Annotated in this window: 14 protein-coding genes and 20 tRNA genes; 8 read left to right on the top strand and 26 right to left on the bottom strand. The window is 45.5% G+C overall.

The window, feature by feature from the left end:
* Positions 1-7 precede the first annotated feature (7 nt).
* Positions 8-916, top strand: a complete 909-nt coding sequence (gene flgJ, locus AC6R16_RS05720; protein WP_500673839.1) for a flagellar assembly peptidoglycan hydrolase FlgJ — start codon at positions 8-10, stop codon at positions 914-916.
* Between the two features lie 100 nt (positions 917-1,016).
* Here flgJ and AC6R16_RS05715 read toward each other — a convergent pair whose 3' ends face one another.
* The gene (locus AC6R16_RS05715; RefSeq protein ID WP_500673838.1) at positions 1,017-1,220 is read right to left on the bottom strand and encodes a hypothetical protein; all 204 of its coding nucleotides are present in this window, start codon (positions 1,218-1,220) and stop codon (positions 1,017-1,019) included.
* Between the two features lie 62 nt (positions 1,221-1,282).
* Here AC6R16_RS05715 and flgK point away from each other — a divergent pair, with 62 nt between their 5' ends.
* The 4 genes from flgK (at position 1,283) to AC6R16_RS05695 (ending at position 7,512) form a co-directional block, all read left to right on the top strand.
* Positions 1,283-3,157, top strand: a complete 1,875-nt coding sequence (flgK, locus tag AC6R16_RS05710; protein ID WP_500673837.1) for a flagellar hook-associated protein FlgK — start codon at positions 1,283-1,285, stop codon at positions 3,155-3,157.
* Positions 3,158-3,167: 10 nt separating this feature from the next.
* Positions 3,168-4,361 carry a flagellar hook-associated protein FlgL gene (flgL, locus tag AC6R16_RS05705; RefSeq protein WP_500673836.1) on the top strand — a complete coding sequence of 398 codons (1,194 nt, stop codon included), beginning with the start codon at positions 3,168-3,170 and terminating at the stop codon, positions 4,359-4,361.
* 372 nt (positions 4,362-4,733) lie between these two features.
* Positions 4,734-5,879 carry a flagellin gene (locus AC6R16_RS05700; RefSeq protein ID WP_500641669.1) on the top strand — a complete coding sequence of 382 codons (1,146 nt, stop codon included), beginning with the start codon at positions 4,734-4,736 and terminating at the stop codon, positions 5,877-5,879.
* Between the two features lie 499 nt (positions 5,880-6,378).
* Complete coding sequence (locus AC6R16_RS05695; RefSeq protein ID WP_500641670.1) at positions 6,379-7,512, top strand: flagellin; 1,134 nt, start codon at positions 6,379-6,381, stop codon at positions 7,510-7,512.
* A 192-nt stretch (positions 7,513-7,704) separates the two neighbouring features.
* On the opposite strand, the gene AC6R16_RS05690 is transcribed toward AC6R16_RS05695, so the two are convergent.
* The 25 genes from AC6R16_RS05690 to lolB all read right to left on the bottom strand — a co-directional run bounded on the left by AC6R16_RS05690 (position 7,705) and on the right by lolB (position 14,682).
* A tRNA-Leu gene (locus AC6R16_RS05690) sits at positions 7,705-7,789 on the bottom strand.
* 52 nt (positions 7,790-7,841) lie between these two features.
* A tRNA-Met gene (locus AC6R16_RS05685) sits at positions 7,842-7,918 on the bottom strand.
* A 2-nt stretch (positions 7,919-7,920) separates the two neighbouring features.
* Positions 7,921-8,005 (bottom strand) — tRNA-Leu (locus tag AC6R16_RS05680).
* A 25-nt stretch (positions 8,006-8,030) separates the two neighbouring features.
* A tRNA-Leu gene (locus AC6R16_RS05675) sits at positions 8,031-8,115 on the bottom strand.
* 49 nt (positions 8,116-8,164) lie between these two features.
* A tRNA-Met gene (locus AC6R16_RS05670) sits at positions 8,165-8,241 on the bottom strand.
* Positions 8,242-8,244: 3 nt separating this feature from the next.
* Positions 8,245-8,329, bottom strand: a tRNA-Leu gene (locus AC6R16_RS05665).
* A 126-nt stretch (positions 8,330-8,455) separates the two neighbouring features.
* A tRNA-Gln gene (locus AC6R16_RS05660) sits at positions 8,456-8,530 on the bottom strand.
* 31 nt (positions 8,531-8,561) lie between these two features.
* A tRNA-Leu gene (locus tag AC6R16_RS05655) sits at positions 8,562-8,646 on the bottom strand.
* 50 nt (positions 8,647-8,696) lie between these two features.
* Positions 8,697-8,771, bottom strand: a tRNA-Gln gene (locus AC6R16_RS05650).
* Positions 8,772-8,802: 31 nt separating this feature from the next.
* A tRNA-Leu gene (locus tag AC6R16_RS05645) sits at positions 8,803-8,887 on the bottom strand.
* Positions 8,888-8,937: 50 nt separating this feature from the next.
* A tRNA-Gln gene (locus AC6R16_RS05640) sits at positions 8,938-9,012 on the bottom strand.
* Between the two features lie 31 nt (positions 9,013-9,043).
* A tRNA-Leu gene (locus tag AC6R16_RS05635) sits at positions 9,044-9,128 on the bottom strand.
* Positions 9,129-9,179: 51 nt separating this feature from the next.
* Positions 9,180-9,254: transfer RNA gene (locus AC6R16_RS05630), tRNA-Gln, on the bottom strand.
* 31 nt (positions 9,255-9,285) lie between these two features.
* Positions 9,286-9,370 (bottom strand) — tRNA-Leu (locus tag AC6R16_RS05625).
* Between the two features lie 50 nt (positions 9,371-9,420).
* Positions 9,421-9,495 (bottom strand) — tRNA-Gln (locus tag AC6R16_RS05620).
* A gap of 31 nt (positions 9,496-9,526) precedes the next feature.
* Positions 9,527-9,611 (bottom strand) — tRNA-Leu (locus AC6R16_RS05615).
* Positions 9,612-9,663: 52 nt separating this feature from the next.
* Positions 9,664-9,740 (bottom strand) — tRNA-Met (locus AC6R16_RS05610).
* A 78-nt stretch (positions 9,741-9,818) separates the two neighbouring features.
* Positions 9,819-9,893, bottom strand: a tRNA-Gln gene (locus tag AC6R16_RS05605).
* 29 nt (positions 9,894-9,922) lie between these two features.
* A tRNA-Leu gene (locus tag AC6R16_RS05600) sits at positions 9,923-10,007 on the bottom strand.
* 39 nt (positions 10,008-10,046) lie between these two features.
* Positions 10,047-10,123 (bottom strand) — tRNA-Met (locus AC6R16_RS05595).
* Positions 10,124-10,392: 269 nt separating this feature from the next.
* On the bottom strand, positions 10,393-11,484 hold the full coding sequence (gene ychF, locus AC6R16_RS05590) for a redox-regulated ATPase YchF (RefSeq protein WP_004747089.1): 1,092 nt from the start codon (positions 11,482-11,484) through the stop codon (positions 10,393-10,395).
* A 10-nt stretch (positions 11,485-11,494) separates the two neighbouring features.
* Complete coding sequence (gene pth / locus AC6R16_RS05585; RefSeq protein WP_004747087.1) at positions 11,495-12,085, bottom strand: aminoacyl-tRNA hydrolase; 591 nt, start codon at positions 12,083-12,085, stop codon at positions 11,495-11,497.
* Between the two features lie 139 nt (positions 12,086-12,224).
* A complete protein-coding gene (locus tag AC6R16_RS05580) occupies positions 12,225-13,169 on the bottom strand; it encodes a ribose-phosphate pyrophosphokinase (RefSeq protein ID WP_004747085.1) in 945 nt (314 codons plus the stop codon).
* Between the two features lie 29 nt (positions 13,170-13,198).
* Positions 13,199-14,071 (bottom strand): 4-(cytidine 5'-diphospho)-2-C-methyl-D-erythritol kinase, encoded by an 873-nt coding sequence (ispE, locus tag AC6R16_RS05575; RefSeq protein WP_500673835.1) that lies wholly within the window; start codon positions 14,069-14,071, stop codon positions 13,199-13,201.
* A complete protein-coding gene (gene lolB, locus AC6R16_RS05570; RefSeq protein ID WP_500673834.1) occupies positions 14,068-14,682 on the bottom strand; it encodes a lipoprotein insertase outer membrane protein LolB in 615 nt (204 codons plus the stop codon). The genes ispE and lolB overlap by 4 nt, the downstream gene beginning before the upstream one ends.
* 161 nt (positions 14,683-14,843) lie before the next feature.
* Here lolB and hemA point away from each other — a divergent pair, with 161 nt between their 5' ends.
* Genes hemA through prmC form a run of 3 tightly spaced genes read left to right on the top strand, consistent with a single transcriptional unit; the run spans position 14,844 to position 18,094 of the window.
* On the top strand, positions 14,844-16,100 hold the full coding sequence (hemA, locus tag AC6R16_RS05565) for a glutamyl-tRNA reductase (RefSeq protein ID WP_239854697.1): 1,257 nt from the start codon (positions 14,844-14,846) through the stop codon (positions 16,098-16,100).
* Between the two features lie 46 nt (positions 16,101-16,146).
* Complete coding sequence (gene prfA / locus AC6R16_RS05560; protein ID WP_500673833.1) at positions 16,147-17,235, top strand: peptide chain release factor 1; 1,089 nt, start codon at positions 16,147-16,149, stop codon at positions 17,233-17,235.
* A 4-nt stretch (positions 17,236-17,239) separates the two neighbouring features.
* Positions 17,240-18,094 (top strand): peptide chain release factor N(5)-glutamine methyltransferase, encoded by an 855-nt coding sequence (gene prmC, locus AC6R16_RS05555; protein ID WP_500673832.1) that lies wholly within the window; start codon positions 17,240-17,242, stop codon positions 18,092-18,094.
* Positions 18,095-18,111: the final 17 nt, after the last annotated feature.

Genomic DNA, 18,111 nt, shown 5'->3' with positions numbered 1-18,111 from the left:
GTAGAGCATGATTAACAATGGCAATGACATCGGCTTTATTCACGATATTGCAGGCTTAGATAAATTACGTAAGCAAGCAGTGGAAGGTGACGAAGGTAGTGAAAAAGCAGCGCTAACCGCGGCAGCGAAGCAATTTGAAGCGATTTTTACCTCGATGCTGTTCAAATCCATGCGTGATGCCAACTCGACTTTTGAATCGGGTTTGATGGACAGTCAAAATCAGCAGTTTTATCGACAAATGATGGACGAGCAAATGTCCAGTGAGCTAAGCGCTTCTGGCTCGCTCGGCCTGGCTGATATGATTGTTGCTCAACTTTCTACAGGTAGCGTCGAAAACCAGAGTGCTAAAGCGCGCAATGAAGATTTTAAAGCTATGATGGAGAAAATTGATCGTATTCGCCATGAACGCGCTGATGCAACCAGCGTTGAATTACCTTCACAGCCTCACCCATCTCGCTTTGAGTCGCCGGAAACCTTTGTGACTTCAATGAAGCCTTATGCTGAAAAGGCGGCAAGAGCGCTTGGTATCGACTCATCGCTTCTATTAGCGCAGGCCGCGTTAGAAACAGGTTGGGGGCAGAAAGTGGTGAATAACTCTCGTGGCAGCAGTAATAACCTATTCAATATTAAGGCAGATCGAAGCTGGTCAGGTGATAAAGTCTCTACTCAAACTTTAGAGTATCATCAAGGTGTGCCGGTTAAAGAGAATGCCGCTTTTCGCTCTTACGCTAACTATGAAGAGAGCTTTAACGACTACGTACGTTTTCTTAATGAAAACCCTCGCTATACCACAGCCTTACGTCATGGCGGCAACAACGAAGAGTTTATTCGTGGTATCCATCAAGCAGGCTATGCGACCGATCCTAGATACGCAGATAAAGTTCTTAGCGTAAAAGCGCGTATTGATCAGATGTAAAGTGAAGGACGGACTTCGTCCTGAGATACTGGAGCGGGCTTCGCCCTGTAGATCGCTTCGCTGCTGGAAAACTAGATTGGCGAGCACAAACAAAGCAATGTTAATTTTCTAGTTTTCCTAGGGGATATACCCAGTTCAGCATCAAAAAAAGGGTTGATGTTCTATCGTTAACCTTCAAAATTCTCCAGCTCTCCAGCTCTCCAGCTCTCCAGCTCTCCAGCTCTCCAGCTCTCCAGCTCTCCAGCTCTCCAGCTCTCCAGCTCTCCAGCTCTCCAGCTCTCCAGCTCTCCAGTTTGGCACACATATTGCAAAATCTAACTCAGATGTTCAGTTAACGCTGATTTTAAAAGGTTTCTTGGGGGCAATATGTCGTCTGATCTTCTGAATCTTGGTTCGCAAAGCGTTCTCACAGCTCAGAGACAACTAAACACCACCGGTCATAATATCTCTAATGTGAATACAGAGGGTTATAGCCGTCAGTCGGTGATACAAGGCACAAATATGCCACGCCAATATGGCGGGGAAACCTATGGTATGGGCGTTCATGTGGAAAAAGTTCGCCGCTCTTGGGATCAGTTTGCCGTTAATGAACTGAATGTCTCAACAACCAATTACGCGCATAAAGTCGATGACGAAGCCAATTTGGAAATGCTTTCAAATATGCTGTCATCGGTCGCCTCGAAAAAAATTCCAGAAAACCTTAACGAGTGGTTTGATGCCGTGAAATCACTCGCTGATAGTCCAAATGACGTGGGTGCACGTAAAGTGGTGCTTGAAAAAGCAAACTTGATTACTCAGAACCTAAACGACTTCCATGAAACGATTCGTCGTCAGTCGGATGTGACTAACAAGAAGCTTGATTTAGGTATCGAGCGTGTAAACCAGCTTGCCTTAGAGATTAGAGACTTACATCGTCTTATGATGCGTACGCCTGGTCCACATAATGATTTGATGGATACGCATGAGAAGCTTATCGCTGAACTCTCTGAGTACACAAAAGTTACCGTCACACCGCGCAAAAATGCAGAAGGTTTTAATGTTCATATTGGTAACGGGCATACCTTGGTGTCAGGTACCGAAGCCAGTGAACTAAAAATGATTGATGGATACCCAGATGTTCATCAACGTCGCTTAGCCATGATTGAAGGTAAGGGTATCAAAGCGATTACCACCAAAGATATTGATGGAAAGATCGGTGCCATGCTAACAATGCGTGACGAGAAAATTCCTCAGTTAATGGATGAGCTGGGTAAGCTCGCCACTTCCTTCTCTTATGAAGTGAACAGCTTACAGTCCCAAGGTCTAGATTTACGCGGAAACATTGGTGGGTTGATGTTTACTGATGTGAACTCCGATTTTATTGCAGAATCTCGTGTTGTCACTTCTTCTAACTCAAAAGCGGACTTGGCGGTTTACATCGAGGACACTAGCCAGCTCGTTGGTGGGCAATATTCTTTGCAATATGTAGCTGGTGATTATTACGTCACACGTCCATCAGGAGAGCAGTTCATAGTTCCGGTTGTAGACAATGCTATTACCCTAGATGGCTTACGAATTGATATTCGTAATGACTTAGAAGCAGGTGAAAGAGTACTGATTCGCCCGACCCGAAGCGGAGCCGCCCAGATGCAAATGGCGACTAATGATCCTAGTGATATTGCCGCGCAAAGTTATGAAGCTTCGACAACTTTTGCTCAAGGCAGTGCGGAATTTAGCATTGCTCAAGCAGGTAATTTGCGAGAGTTTGAAGTGATCATCTCACCTGACGGTCAGCAGTTTGCTGTAACTGATACTAAAGGGAACATTCTACTTCAACCACAAGCTTATCCGCCTAGTGGTGCTGTAACTGTGCAGGGTACCTCATTTGAGTTAACTGGTGGTGCTCTGCCGAATGATAAATTTACGGCAAACCTTGTCCCTTCTGAAGGTGATAACGGCAACCTACTAAAAATGCAAAACATCCAAACGGATAAAAAACTTAATGATGGTGAGTCGACCATTCTCGACATTTACCACAACCTCAATACCGATGTCGGTCTTCAAATGTCTACGGCTTCGCGCTTAACCGATGTTTCGCGTTTGGAGAAAGAAGCCGCACAAGAAAGAGTTGCATCGATTGCAGGTGTTAACTTGGATGAAGAAGCTGCCAACATGATGAAGTTTCAGCAAGCTTATATGGCGTCGTCTCGTATCATGCAGGCGGCTAACGACACTTTTAACACCATCCTTGCGCTGAGATAAGGAGGCATAAATGATGAATCGTATTTCTAGCTTCCATAATTATCAGTCGGTACAGAACGATTTACGTCGCTCGGAAGCCAAAGTGCATCACAACCAAGCACAATTAGCGTCAGGTAAAAAATTAATGAAAGCGAGTGACGATCCACTCGCAACGCATTACATACAGAACATCGGTCAACAGAAAGAGCAACTGCGTCAGTTTACCGATGCAATTACTCTTTCTCGTAATCGCCTTGAACACCATGAAGTCATTATCTCCAATGCGGAAGACTTTGCTGATGAAGCAAAACGAACGGTAATGGAAATGATCAATGGTTCATTATCACCGGAAGACCGTTTGGCTAAACGTCGTGAAATGCAGGAAATCGCCAACAACTTTCTTAACTTAGTCAATGTCCAGGATGAGTCTGGTAACTATATATTTGCCGGAACTAAGCCGAAGAATCAGCCTTTCTTTCGTGATAAAGATGGCGATGTGGTTTATGCAGGCGATGACTATCAGCGCAAGATGAAAATCTCTAACAGTTTAGAAATGCCAATCAATGACCCTGGCAGCAAATTGTTTATGGAGATCGATAACCCATTTGGTGATTTTGAGCCTAAATACAATCTAAATGAGACTTCAGATCTTTTACTTGAACGAGCGATCAATATCAATCCAGATGACAACTCGAGCTATAGAGTGACATTTGTTGATATGCCCGATGGGAAGTACGGTTATCAACTTGAGCGCGATGGTTCAGTGGTGAAGGCCGATACTTTTGATCCTGCCGTGGGTATTAAGTTTGAAGATGTGTCTATTCAGGTTAAAGGGCAAATTACTAAAGGTGACCAAATTACTTTAGAGCCCAAACGTACCTATAGCATTTTTGAAACCTTTAAAGATGCGATGGCGCTGTCACAAGGCTCAGTGTCGGATGTATCTAATACAGCTCAACTACACCGAGTTGTGGAAGAATTTCATTCTGCCTTTATTCACTTGACTAAAGCGCGTACGGATGTCGGCGCTCGATTAAGTACGCTAGATATTCAAGAAGAGCAGCATGACGATTTCAATATGACTTTAGCCAAATCTAAAAGTAATTTTGAAGATCTTGATTACGCAGAAGCAATCATTGAGTTCAATGAAAACTCACGCGCGCTTCAGGCGTCTCAACAGGCATTTGGCAAGACCAAAGACCTCACTCTATTTAACTATATCTAAGCTCATTGCCTTATGTGCTATGCCGTAAGTGCGAGATAGATACTGCTATTGGATAAAGTGGCCAGGATACATAGTGGCAATCTAGTGGCAAAAAGGGCGGCAATCATTTTGCCGGTTTAAGTGGGCAATATTTGTTCGATACGAGCAAATAACAAGCTTGCTTCTTAAGTTGCTAATAAATAAAGGGAAAAATATTTGTTTGGTAACTATTTTAAAATTGGCACATAACTTGAATTGTTTAGTGCAGAGTTAAACAAATTAGTTTTAAGTAGGCAATAGATCTACTTAGCAAGTCATTTACGGTCAGTGCTTCCAAATGAGACAAAGCTGGCCGCTTCGCAAGCACTTGCGAACTCAATAGGAGAGCAAAGTATGACCATTACAGTTAATACTAACGTGTCGGCGATGACCGCCCAACGTTACTTGAATAAGGCGACAGGGGAGCTAAACACTTCCATGGAACGTCTGTCATCAGGTCAAAAAATTAATAGCGCTAAAGATGATGCGGCTGGCCTACAGATCTCGAACCGACTAACGGCACAGTCCCGTGGTTTAGATGTGGCAATGCGTAACGCGAACGATGGTATCTCTATCGCTCAAACAGCAGAAGGTGCGATGAATGAGTCAACTTCGATTCTTCAACGTATTCGTGACTTGTCACTGCAATCGGCAAACGGCACAAACTCAGCATCTGAGCGCCAAGCTTTGCATGAAGAAGTTTCTGCTCTGCAAGATGAGCTTAACCGAATCGCTGAAACCACTTCATTTGGTGGTCGAAAACTGTTGAACGGTTCATTTGGTGAAGCGTCATTCCAAATCGGTGCGAGTTCTGGTGAAGCAATCATCATGGGCTTAACAAGCGTCCGTGCGGATGATTTTCGAATGGGTGGTCAGTCATTTATCTCAGACTTGGAAAAAGCTAAAGATAAAGACTGGGGAGTGCCTGCTGCGGCGAAAGATCTTAAGTTTGAATTTACCACTAAAGATGGTGAAGCAATTACCTTAGATGTCATAGCTAAAGAGGGTGATGATATTGAGGAATTAGCAACTTACATCAATGGTCAGACAGACAAGTTTAAAGCGTCTGTAGACCAAGATGGTAGACTGCAAATCTTTGCCGCCGAACCAAACCTTCAAGGTAATTTGAACATTTCGGGTGGATTAGCTGGAGAGCTTGGACTTAATGGTGGGCCGGGTGTTCAAACCACGGTGCAAAACATTGATGTTCGCTCTGTAGGTGGTGCGCAAAATGCGGTAGGCATTATTGATGCGGCTCTTAAGTATGTTGACTCACAACGTGCGGATTTAGGTGCGAAACAAAACCGTCTAAGCCACAGCATCAACAACTTAGCGAATATTCAAGAAAACGTTGAAGCATCGAACAGTCGAATCCGCGATACAGACTTCGCGAAAGAGACCACGGCGATGACGAAAGCACAAATTCTGCAACAAGCGGGTACATCAATACTTGCTCAAGCAAAACAGTTGCCTAACTCTGCAATGTCACTATTGCAGTAATAGTCAAACTTTGCACCGACATTAACCTAGACGTAGGGTCAGTGTGATTTTGACGGCAAACATAGGTGATTAGGTAATGGAGCTCTCTCTCACACCTGCTCCATAGCTGGAGTCACTTATGTAGCACGGCAGCCAGGCTGTGATCATTTCTCTCGATCTCCATATTGGCATTGGCTACCAAATAGCCCCGGTTCTCTCAAAGGAAAGGGGCTTTTCTTTTGCCCAAAGAAAATTCTAGCTCCTTTTTTCGTACTCCCATCTATTTCAAAATCGCGCCTTATCGGCTGAAAGCAAAAAATCTTTAGCAATTGATTTCATATCTGTCGGTTGTGTCAATATCTCTTTCTAATCGTTAGGTTTTTAAAATATTTGCCTATTTAGCTCTAAAGTTAATCAATTTTACGTCGTTAATAAGGTTACTTTGAGAGAACTAATTGGTTTACCGAGACGTCGGAAACCCTTTACCTCCGGTGTACGGAAATCAATAGGAGAAACCACTATGGCGGTTAATGTAAATACAAACGTTTCGGCAATGACAGCACAACGTTATTTAAACAGTGCGACTACTGCCCAACAGACGTCGATGGAAAGACTTTCATCTGGCTTTAAGATTAACAGCGCAAAAGACGATGCGGCAGGTCTTCAGATCTCTAACCGTTTGAATGTGCAAAGCCGTGGCTTAGATGTCGCTGTACGTAACGCGAATGATGGTATTTCGATGGCACAAACCGCTGAAGGTGCTATGAACGAAACGACTAACATTCTGCAACGTATGCGTGACTTGTCACTTCAATCTGCTAACGGTTCAAACTCTAAGTCTGAGCGCGTTGCTATCCAAGAGGAAGTAACGGCTCTAAACGATGAGCTAAATCGTATTGCTGAAACCACTTCATTTGGTGGTAACAAGCTACTAAACGGCACATTTGCTACCAAATCATTCCAGATTGGTGCTGATAATGGTGAGGCAGTAATGCTAACCATGAACAACATGCGTAGTGACAACTCAATGATGGGTGGTAATAGTTATATTGCCGCAAACGGTCAAGACAAAGACTGGAGCGTACAAGCGGGCGCGAATGATCTGACCATTGCACTGACTGACAAGTTTGGCCAGGCTCAAAACGTTACCATTAATGCCAAAGAAGGTGATGATATCGAAGAGCTAGCCACTTATATCAACGGTCAAACAGACTTAGTAACAGCGTCTGTTGACGAAGATGGTAAGCTTCAGTTATTTACCGATAACAACCAAGTCGAAGGTGCTGCAACATTTGGTGGTGCACTTGCTGGTGAGCTAAGTATTGGTGCCGCGCAGGCAGTGACAGTCGACACGATGGACGTGACTACTGTTGGTGGTTCGCAACAAGCCGTAGCGATTGTCGACTCTGCACTTAAGTTTGTTGATAGCCATCGTGCTGAGCTTGGTGCATTCCAAAACCGTTTCAACCATGCGATTAACAACTTAGATAACATCAACGAAAACGTGAATGCGTCTAAGAGCCGTATCAAGGATACAGACTTTGCGAAAGAGACAACGGCACTTACTAAGTCTCAGATCCTATCGCAAGCATCAAGTTCTGTTCTTGCTCAAGCAAAGCAAGCGCCCAACTCAGCGTTGGGGCTTTTAGGCTAAAGAGTTAGTCTCTTAGCACAATTAAAGTCATGACTTAATTAAAATCCAGCTTCGGCTGGATTTTTTATGTTTGTAACGCTTCAAAATGCAATTTGAGGTAACCCGCTATTCGCGAAATACTAGTGAAATGTAGAGGAGAGCATATTGCAGATAAAAGAAAACCCAGCTAAATAGCCGGGTTTCTTTAAATAATGGTGCGGAAGGAGAGACTTGAACTCTCACACCTTGCGGCGCCAGAACCTAAATCTGGTGCGTCTACCAATTCCGCCACTTCCGCAAAAAATCTGTATTCATATCGCTAATTGGTAAAAGCAATACGAAGTTGTAAATGGTGGCTACGACGGGATTCGAACCTGTGACCCCATCATTATGAGTGATGTGCTCTAACCAGCTGAGCTACGTAGCCAATGGTGCGGAAGGAGAGACTTGAACTCTCACACCTTGCGGCGCCAGAACCTAAATCTGGTGCGTCTACCAATTCCGCCACTTCCGCATAAATATGGCTGTAGTCTTCAAGATGGTGCGGAAGGAGAGACTTGAACTCTCACACCTTGCGGCGCCAGAACCTAAATCTGGTGCGTCTACCAATTCCGCCACTTCCGCATCTTGAAACTACGTGATCATGTGTATAACTACAAATGATCGAAATTAATGGTGGCTACGACGGGATTCGAACCTGTGACCCCATCATTATGAGTGATGTGCTCTAACCAGCTGAGCTACGTAGCCAAATGGTGCGGAAGGAGAGACTTGAACTCTCACACCTTGCGGCGCCAGAACCTAAATCTGGTGCGTCTACCAATTCCGCCACTTCCGCATCAATTTTGTGTTCATCCCGCTAATTGGTAAAAGCGTAATGAAGTTGTATGGCAGGCTACTTATAGCCGAACCAGGGACAATAGACGAGGCATCAAAAGATGTTATCCACTGAACCTATAAATAGTGGCAGGTCTACCTGGATTCGAACCAGGGAATGGCGGCATCAAAAGCCGCTGCCTTACCGCTTGGCGATAGACCTGCAGTGCTCTAATTAAAGAGACTTCAAAGAATGGTGCGGAAGGAGAGACTTGAACTCTCACACCTTGCGGCGCCAGAACCTAAATCTGGTGCGTCTACCAATTCCGCCACTTCCGCATCAATTTTGTGTTCATCCCGCTAATTGGTAAAAGCGTAATGAAGTTATATGGCAGGTCTACCTGGATTCGAACCAGGGAATGGCGGCATCAAAAGCCGCTGCCTTACCGCTTGGCGATAGACCTGCAGTGCTCTAATTAAAGAGGCTTCAAAGAATGGTGCGGAAGGAGAGACTTGAACTCTCACACCTTGCGGCGCCAGAACCTAAATCTGGTGCGTCTACCAATTCCGCCACTTCCGCATCAATTTTGTGTTCATCCCGCTAATTGGTGAAAGCGTAATGAAGTTATATGGCAGGTCTACCTGGATTCGAACCAGGGAATGGCGGCATCAAAAGCCGCTGCCTTACCGCTTGGCGATAGACCTGCAGTGCTCTAATTAAAGAGACTTCAAATGATGGTGCGGAAGGAGAGACTTGAACTCTCACACCTTGCGGCGCCAGAACCTAAATCTGGTGCGTCTACCAATTCCGCCACTTCCGCATCAATTTTTTAGTCTTAGCTGATAATTGGAGAATCAACTAGACGTTGTAATGGCAGGTCTACCTGGATTCGAACCAGGGAATGGCGGCATCAAAAGCCGCTGCCTTACCGCTTGGCGATAGACCTGCAGTGCTCTAATTAAAGAGACTTCAAATGATGGTGCGGAAGGAGAGACTTGAACTCTCACACCTTGCGGCGCCAGAACCTAAATCTGGTGCGTCTACCAATTCCGCCACTTCCGCATCAATTTTTAGTCTTAGCTGATAATTGGAGAATCAACTAGACGTTAGAATGGCAGGTCTACCTGGATTCGAACCAGGGAATGGCGGCATCAAAAGCCGCTGCCTTACCGCTTGGCGATAGACCTGCAGTGCTCTAATTAAAGAGACTTCAAATAATGGTGCGGAAGGAGAGACTTGAACTCTCACACCTTGCGGCGCCAGAACCTAAATCTGGTGCGTCTACCAATTCCGCCACTTCCGCATCAATTTTGTATTCATACCGCTAATTGGTAAAAGCCATATGAAATTGTAAATGGTGGCTACGACGGGATTCGAACCTGTGACCCCATCATTATGAGTGATGTGCTCTAACCAGCTGAGCTACGTAGCCACTCGTGAGCGAGACAATATAAACTCTCTAGCTCTTAGTGACAAGCCCTTTTTTAATTAGGCTCAGCACTTTAAATAGTGGCAGGTCTACCTGGATTCGAACCAGGGAATGGCGGCATCAAAAGCCGCTGCCTTACCGCTTGGCGATAGACCTGCAGGCATAGCTAAAAAAGCTATAAAATATGGTGCGGAAGGAGAGACTTGAACTCTCACACCTTGCGGCGCCAGAACCTAAATCTGGTGCGTCTACCAATTCCGCCACTTCCGCATCAATTCCTAACGACTTTAAAAGAAAAGTGTTTAGGAATGGTGGCTACGACGGGATTCGAACCTGTGACCCCATCATTATGAGTGATGTGCTCTAACCAGCTGAGCTACGTAGCCATACCATATTTTTGTTCTCTCCGATTCGTTGCCTTATCGTTGGGAACGGCGCGCATTATGCGAAGTTGAGGCAAAGCCGTCAATAGTTTTTTTGAATAAATCCTCAGAAATCAACCGTTCGGTTTCTTTTTAAACAAAGAGGCGTGTTAATGATCGAAAACTGATAACAAATTGACATCACTTGGAAGAGTTAATTTGTTTCTTTGTTAAAGGGCAATAAAAAAGCCAGCGTAAGTGCTGGCTTTTAAAGTCAATGACTTGGGCGTAAATTAAACGTTGAAACGGAAGTGAACAACATCGCCATCTTTTACGATGTAATCTTTACCTTCTAAACGCCATTTACCTGCATCTTTCGCACCGCTTTCGCCATTAAACTGGATAAAGTCATCGTAACCAACAACTTCAGCTCGAATGAAGCCTTTCTCGAAGTCAGTATGGATCTTACCTGCAGCTTGCGGAGCTGTTGCACCTACAGGGATCGTCCATGCGCGAACTTCTTTAACGCCAGCAGTAAAGTAAGTGTGCAGAGTTAATAGCTCGTAGCCTGAACGGATCACGCGGTTAAGGCCCGGTTCTTCGATGCCCATATCTGCAAGGAACTCTTCACGATCTTCATCGTCAAGCTCAGAAAGTTCAGATTCGATTGCTGCACACACTGCAACAACGACGTTGTTCTCTTTCTCTGCGTATTCACGTACAGCGTCTAGGTACGGGTTGTTCTCGAAACCATCTTCGTTAACGTTAGCGATGTACATAGTCGGCTTAAGCGTTAGGAAGTTTAGGTAACCCACTGCTGCTAGTTCTTCTTTAGATAGCTCAACGGTACGCGCCATGCCACCTTCAGTTAGAACTGGAAGTAGCTTTTCAAGAACGGTCAGTTCAAACTTCGCGTCTTTGTCGCCACCTTTAGCTTTCTTAGCATTGCGCTGAATCGCGCGCTCACAAGAATCTAGGTCAGCCATTGCAAGCTCTAGGTTGATCACCTCGATGTCTTCGATTGGTGATACTTTACCTGCAACGTGAACGATGTTTTCATTTTCAAAACAGCGTACAACGTGGCCGATCGCGTCAGTTTCACGGATGTTTGCTAGGAATTTGTTACCTAAACCTTCGCCACGTGAAGCACCAGCAACGAGGCCCGCGATATCAACGAATTCCATTGTGGTTGGTAGTACTTTTTGTGGGTTAACAATCTTTGCTAGTGCGTCTAAGCGCAGATCTGGCACAGGTACTACGCCTGTGTTTGGCTCGATAGTACAAAACGGGAAGTTTGCCGCTTCGATACCTGCTTTAGTGAGTGCATTAAACAGAGTTGACTTACCTACGTTTGGTAGACCAACGATGCCACATTTAAAACCCATGATAGTAACCTTATTCAGCTTTGAACGTGTGTAAACGATTTTGCGCTTTTGATAGACCATCTTTAATCAGGATGTCTAGACAACGGACAGATTCATCTGCCGCTGCATCAAGAAGCTCTTGTTCTTTTGCTGGAGCTTTGCCTAATACAAATCCAGCAACTTTGTCTTTGTGCCCAGGATGGCCAATGCCGATCCTAAGGCGATAGAAATCTTTGCAATTACCAAGCTTACTAATGGTATCGCGTAAGCCGTTATGCCCACCGTGGCCACCGCCTTTCTTAAACTTAGCGACACCTGGTGGTAAATCTAGCTCATCGTGCGCAACCATGATCTCTTCTGGTTTAATTTGATAAAACTTTGCCAAAGCAGCAATAGATTTACCTGAGAGGTTCATAAAAGTGGTTGGGATAAGCAAACGGAGATCCTGACCGTTAACCATAATTCGTCCTGTCATTCCAAAGTACTTGGCTTCGTTCTTTAGAGTGACGTTGTGAATACGTGCGAGTTCTTCTACTACCCATGCCCCCGCATTGTGTCGAGTTCTGGCATATTCAGGCCCAGGATTAGCAAGACCGACAAGAAGTTTAATTTGTTGACTCAAGGTTAGGATCTCTCTTGGAATCTCAAAAAGCGCGGTATGATAGCATACAATTCTTGTCTCGGGCGAGACGAGCAATAAGCACAAATAAAAAAACACCCCGAGAAGGGGTGTTTTCAATTCGATTTAACCGCAGAGGCGATTAGTTGAACATCGCTGAGATTGACTCTTCATTGCTGATGCGACGGATTGCTTCAGCAAGCATGCGAGATAGGCTTAGACAAGTAACTTTACCTGTTGCTTCCATCTCTTTAGGTAGCGTGATTGAGTCAGTCACGATAACTTGGTCTAGCACTGAGTTACCGATGTTTTGAGCTGCGTTGCCTGAGAATACTGCGTGAGTTGCGTAAGCGAATACACGCTTAGCACCGCGCTCTTTTAGCGCTTCAGCTGCTTTACATAGCGTACCGCCTGTGTCGATCATGTCATCAACGATCACACAGTCGCGACCTTCAACATCACCGATTAGGTTCATCACTTCAGAAACGTTAGCACGTGGACGGCGCTTATCAACGATAGCAATATCGATGTCACCTAGTGCTTTTGCAGTTGCGCGAGCACGAACAACGCCACCTAGGTCTGGAGATACCACTACTGGGTTCTCTAGGCCGCGAGCTTCCATGTCTTCTAGCAGTACAGGTGTACCGAAGATGTTATCAACTGGAACATCGAAGAAGCCTTGGATTTGTTCTGCGTGAAGGTCGATGGTTAGAACGCGGTCAACGCCAACGTTAGAAAGGAAATCTGCAACAACTTTAGCAGTGATTGGCACACGAGCAGAACGTACACGACGGTCTTGGCGAGCGTAACCAAAGTAAGGGATAACTGCTGTAATACGGCCCGCTGAAGCGCGGCGCATTGCGTCAATCATCACTACAAGTTCCATTAGGTTGTCGTTAGTTGGTGCACAAGTAGATTGGATGATGAAAACATCACTACCACGTACGTTTTCGTTGATTTGAACAGCGACTTCGCCATCAGAAAAACGAGAAACAGTAGCATCACCAAGAGAGATGTATAGACGATCAGCAATACGTTGGGCTAGTTCAGGTGTAGCGTTACCAGCAAATAGCTTCATATCAGGCACGGTGGAAACCTCAGGGTTGCGTCCAGTTTTTAAATAGATTGTGAGTGGGCTAAGCGATACTTAGCCAGTGTCTCGTATAAAGGTGAAATATTCTTGCCTTTAGCGACAAATGCGGAGACAGTGTCTGGCAGTTTCCCGAGGGTAGTTTCAGCTTCATTTTTGCTCGAAAACTCGGCAAAAACGCATGATCCCGTCCCGGTCAACCGCGACGGCGCGTATTGTAGCAGCCAAGAAAGTTGCTTATCAACCTCTTGGTACAGCATTCTAACAATTTTTTCGCAATCGTTTCCGTAATCTCTGTCAAGAAGGGTTGCCAGTGTTCGTTTTGGCGTGTTTCGCGTTAAATCGGGGTGAGTGAAAATATCAACAGTGGCAATCGAGACATTAGGTCTGACGACTAAGTACCATTTTTCATCGGGCTTTGCAGGAGTCAGCTCTTCACCGACACCTTCCGCAAACGCTGAAAATCCGCGAGTAAAGACAGGGACATCCGCCCCAAGTTTTAGTCCGATCTCTGCCAGTTCATCTTCAGAGAGGTCTGCTTGCCAAAGGTGATTAAGGGCGACAAGCGTCGTTGCAGCGTTTGATGACCCTCCACCGATACCACCTCCCATAGGAAGAACCTTATTAAGTTCAATATGAGCGCCGAAAGGACAACCAGACTTTTGCTTCAGAGCGGTTGCGGCTTTCCAGATCAAATTATCTTCAAGGGCAACACCTGGGATCTGTGGTGATAGGGTAATTTCGCCGGTATTGTTGGCGGTGATGGTGAGATCGTCACCATGATCAAGGAACTGAAATAAGGTTTGCAGCTCGTGATAGCCGTTGTCACGGCGTCCGGTGATGTAAAGAAACAGATTAAGTTTTGCTGGAGAAGGCCAGTGAGTGGTTTCCGAGATCATTGGTTTGTATTCCACTTCGAAATAATGATGTTTATAGAGATATCGCCTTGTATGAGCTTCATTTTTTTGGGTAATGGGAGAGCAATACCGTCGATTAGCACATCTTGATAACTGGCGTAACTGAGCTGCCATACTTGGGCGCCCACTTGCTTGGTTAAAGATGCAAGGGTGTTGGTTTCATTCAATTGGTAGTCATCGGCTTGAGTTGGTCGACCTAACATCCAATCATTGAGTTGCTCGACAGGAATGTTTAGCCCCGTCAGCTGCTTAATCAAGGCTTCTGGGCTTGAAGCGTAAAAGGTTTGATCATCATAAGTTTCGACGCTAGCCCCATCCGGAGTGGATTTTAGGTTAAGCGCAGTTTGACCGAGAAAGGTGGTCATTCTTAAATGGGTTAATGTCGGCGAGTGAGCCCATTGGAAGTTAAGTGACTGTCTTTGCTCGGGTGCAATGTAGCCGAGTTTGCCATTGGCTCGGTAATCTTGAATGGTGGCTAAACGTTGTTGATGAGTTTGCCACTCGACATTGGTGGTGCTGTCAATAGTCGCACAGCCATGCAAAAATAGTGTGCCGACGAGCAAGAGAAAAATAGATCGAAAATGTTTCACCATTGCTGATTATTTATCCAGTTTTAGCCAAAGTATCTGCTCACTATATCATTGAAATCACGAACTCAAGAAAACATATCCTGATTCCCCTTTCAATAAACGGGGGCATCAAGTAAAATTCCGACCTTATTTGTCCATTGTCTGATTCAGAGAACCAACGATACATGTCTTTGCTTGCTATAGGTATCAACCATAATACGGCCTCAGTCGAACTTCGTGAAAAAGTCGCGTTTGGCCCGGAAAAGTTACCTGAAGCGTTAGACCAGCTCGGCCAAAACCAAAACGTAAATGGAAGTGTGATTGTGTCTACATGTAATCGCACCGAAATCTATTGTGATGTGAAAAGTGGCGGCAAGAGCAAAATCATTGATTGGTTAAGTCAGTTTCATCAAGTTAGTCCTGAAGATCTTAAACCCAGTCTTTATATCCATGAGGAACAAGCTGCGATTCGTCATTTAATGCGAGTCTCGTGTGGCTTGGACTCTTTGGTGCTGGGTGAGCCTCAAATCTTAGGACAGGTGAAACAAGCCTATTCTGACTCAAGAGAAAGTAAGGCAGTGGACGCGGCAATGGAGAAGCTGTTTCAAAAAGCTTTCTCGGTTGCTAAGCGAGTGCGTACTGAGACAGACATTGGCGGCAACGCCGTATCTGTTGCATATGCGGCATGTACTCTCGCAAAGCATATTTTTGAATCGCTAGAGAAGTCGACGGTGTTACTGGTTGGCGCGGGTGAAACCATTGAATTGGTGGCCAAGCACTTAGCAGGCAATGGTTGTAGCAAGATGATCGTTGCAAACCGTACTAAGGAGCGCGCGCTTCCTTTGGCCGAGCAGTTTGGCGCTGAAATTATTGGTTTACCTGAAATTCCCGATCATCTCCCTCGTGCAGATATCGTGATCAGTTCAACCGCCAGCCCACTACCAATTATTGGTAAAGGGATGGTCGAAACAGCATTAAAAGCGCGTCGTTTCCAACCTATGCTGTTGGTCGACATTGCTGTTCCTCGTGATATTGAATCGCAAGTGGGTGAGCTAAATGACGCATACCTTTACTCTGTTGATGACCTGCAAACTATTGTTGATAGCAACATGGAGCAGAGAAAAATCGAAGCGATTCAAGCGGAAGCGATCGTCAGTGAAGAAAGTGCGGCATTTATGTCGTGGATGCGTTCTCTGCAAGCTGTCGACAGTATTCGAGAGTACCGTCAGTCAGCGAACGACATTCGAGAAGAGCTTCTCAATAAAAGTTTACAGTCTCTCGCAGCGGGTGCGGATGCAGAAAAAGTTCTGCTAGAGCTGAGTAATAAATTAACCAACAAGTTGATTCATGCGCCAACCCGTGCACTGCAAAGTGCCGCCGAGAAAGGTGAGCCTGCAAGGCTTGCTACTATTAGACAAAGTTTAGGTCTTGATCATTCTTAGGTATAAGAGTGACAGACTTCATTAGACCCCTGAGTTAAAGAAAACTATGAAAGCCTCTATTTTAACTAAGCTAGAAACCCTGGTTGAGCGTTACGAAGAAGTTCAACATCTACTTGGCGATCCTGATGTGATCGGTGACCAAGACAAATTCCGTGCGTTATCAAAAGAGTATTCTCAGCTAGAGGAAGTCACTAAGTGTTTCCAAGCTTATCAGCAAGCGCAAGAAGATCTGGTTGCTGCTGAAGAGATGGCAAAAGAAGATGACGAAGAAATGCGCGAAATGGCTCAGGAAGAGATCAAAGAAGCGAAAGAGACGATTGAACGTCTAAATGACGAACTACAAATCTTACTGCTACCTAAAGATCCTAATGATGACCGCAACTGTTTCCTAGAAATCCGCGCGGGTGCGGGTGGTGACGAAGCGGGTATCTTCGCTGGCGACTTGTTCCGCATGTACAGCAAGTTTGCTGAAAAGAAAGGCTGGCGCGTAGAAGTGATGTCTTCAAATGAAGCAGAGCATGGCGGATACAAAGAGATGATCGCAAAAGTCTCTGGTGATGGCGCATATGGCGTATTGAAGTTTGAGTCGGGCGGTCACCGTGTACAACGTGTTCCAGCAACAGAATCGCAAGGTCGTGTTCATACTTCTGCGTGTACCGTAGCTGTTATGGCAGAGATTCCAGAAGCGGAAATTCCAGAAATCAAAGCGGCAGACCTTAAGATCGATACATTCCGTGCATCAGGCGCGGGTGGTCAGCACGTTAACACCACTGACTCGGCGATTCGTATTACTCACTTGCCAACAGGTACAGTTGTAGAGTGTCAGGACGAACGTTCACAGCATAAGAACAAAGCGAAGGCGATGGCTGTTCTCGCGGCTCGTATTATTCAAGCAGAAGAAGCGAAGCGTGCGGCGGAAGAGTCAGATACACGTCGTAACCTTCTAGGTTCTGGTGATCGTAGTGACCGTATTCGTACCTATAACTACCCTCAAGGCCGTGTTTCAGACCACCGTATCAACCTAACCATCTATCGTCTAAACGAAGTGATGGAAGGTGAGGTTTCAAGCTTGATTGATCCGGTTATTCAGGAGCACCAAGCAGATCAGTTAGCTGCGCTAGCAGAGAACAACTAAACCCATGTCGGCTGACAGCAGTGTTGAAAGCACACTAAAAAAGGCCGTACAGCAACTTCAGGAGAGTGGCAGTGATTCGCCCTCTCTTGATGCCGCGGTGCTTCTTTGCCACGCCTTAGATAAACCCCGTTCGTTTCTGTTGACTTGGCCAGACAAAATTCTTGAGGCTGAGCAGCTTAGTGACTTTCAAAATCTATTGCAGCGTAGATTAAACGGTGAGCCGATTGCCTACATCACGGGTGAACGTGAGTTTTGGTCATTGCCGCTGAAAGTTTCGCCGACGACTCTGATTCCAAGACCAGATACAGAGCGCTTGGTTGAGGTTGCTTTGGACAAAGCGTTATTAAATCAAGGAGATATCCTCGATTTAGGGACGGGGACAGGTGCGATCGCTTTGGCGTTAGCCTCTGAACTTCCAAGCCGGAATGTTTGGGGGGTAGACCTTAAAACAGATGCCCAGCAACTCGCTCAATCTAATGCAACAGCCCTCAACTTAACCAATACCCAATTCTTAGCCGGTAGTTGGTTTGAGCCTCTACCCAGTGGCATAGAGTTTGCTCTTATTGTATCCAACCCTCCTTATATTGAGAAAGAAGATCCACATCTGACTCAAGGAGATGTGCGCTTTGAACCGTTAAGTGCTTTGGTGGCTGAAGAGAAAGGTCTCGCAGACATCAGACACATCGCAACACAAGCGAGATCCTATCTCATCAATGAGGGGTGGCTGATGTTCGAGCATGGATTTGAACAGGGTGAGGCGGTAAGGAACTTATTATTATCACTTGGCTACGATCGAGTGGAAACCTACAAGGACTATGGTGACAACGACCGAGTAACTATCGGCCAATACCACCACTGAAGTAAGAGAGACTATCA

This window comes from Vibrio sp. R10-SG3-ISO10 (assembly GCF_059834185.1).
The sequence above is the reverse complement of the archived record's forward strand: the minus strand, read 5'-3'. Positions and strand labels throughout refer to the sequence as shown.

Bases quoted from the DNA above. Each gene is read 5' to 3' on its own strand.
- lolB (WP_500673834.1), bottom strand. From the start codon at position 14,682: ATGGTGAAACATTTTCGATCTATTTTTCTCTTGCTCGTCGGCACACTA.
- flgJ (WP_500673839.1), top strand. From the start codon at position 8: ATGATTAACAATGGCAATGACATCGGCTTTATTCACGATATTGCAGGC.
- prfA (WP_500673833.1), top strand. From the start codon at position 16,147: ATGAAAGCCTCTATTTTAACTAAGCTAGAAACCCTGGTTGAGCGTTAC.
- AC6R16_RS05700 (WP_500641669.1), top strand. From the start codon at position 4,734: ATGACCATTACAGTTAATACTAACGTGTCGGCGATGACCGCCCAACGT.
- ispE (WP_500673835.1), bottom strand. From the start codon at position 14,071: ATGATCTCGGAAACCACTCACTGGCCTTCTCCAGCAAAACTTAATCTG.
- AC6R16_RS05715 (WP_500673838.1), bottom strand. From the start codon at position 1,220: ATGTGTGCCAAACTGGAGAGCTGGAGAGCTGGAGAGCTGGAGAGCTGG.
- prmC (WP_500673832.1), top strand. From the start codon at position 17,240: ATGTCGGCTGACAGCAGTGTTGAAAGCACACTAAAAAAGGCCGTACAG.
- ychF (WP_004747089.1), bottom strand. From the start codon at position 11,484: ATGGGTTTTAAATGTGGCATCGTTGGTCTACCAAACGTAGGTAAGTCA.
- AC6R16_RS05695 (WP_500641670.1), top strand. From the start codon at position 6,379: ATGGCGGTTAATGTAAATACAAACGTTTCGGCAATGACAGCACAACGT.
- flgL (WP_500673836.1), top strand. From the start codon at position 3,168: ATGATGAATCGTATTTCTAGCTTCCATAATTATCAGTCGGTACAGAAC.
- flgK (WP_500673837.1), top strand. From the start codon at position 1,283: ATGTCGTCTGATCTTCTGAATCTTGGTTCGCAAAGCGTTCTCACAGCT.
- hemA (WP_239854697.1), top strand. From the start codon at position 14,844: ATGTCTTTGCTTGCTATAGGTATCAACCATAATACGGCCTCAGTCGAA.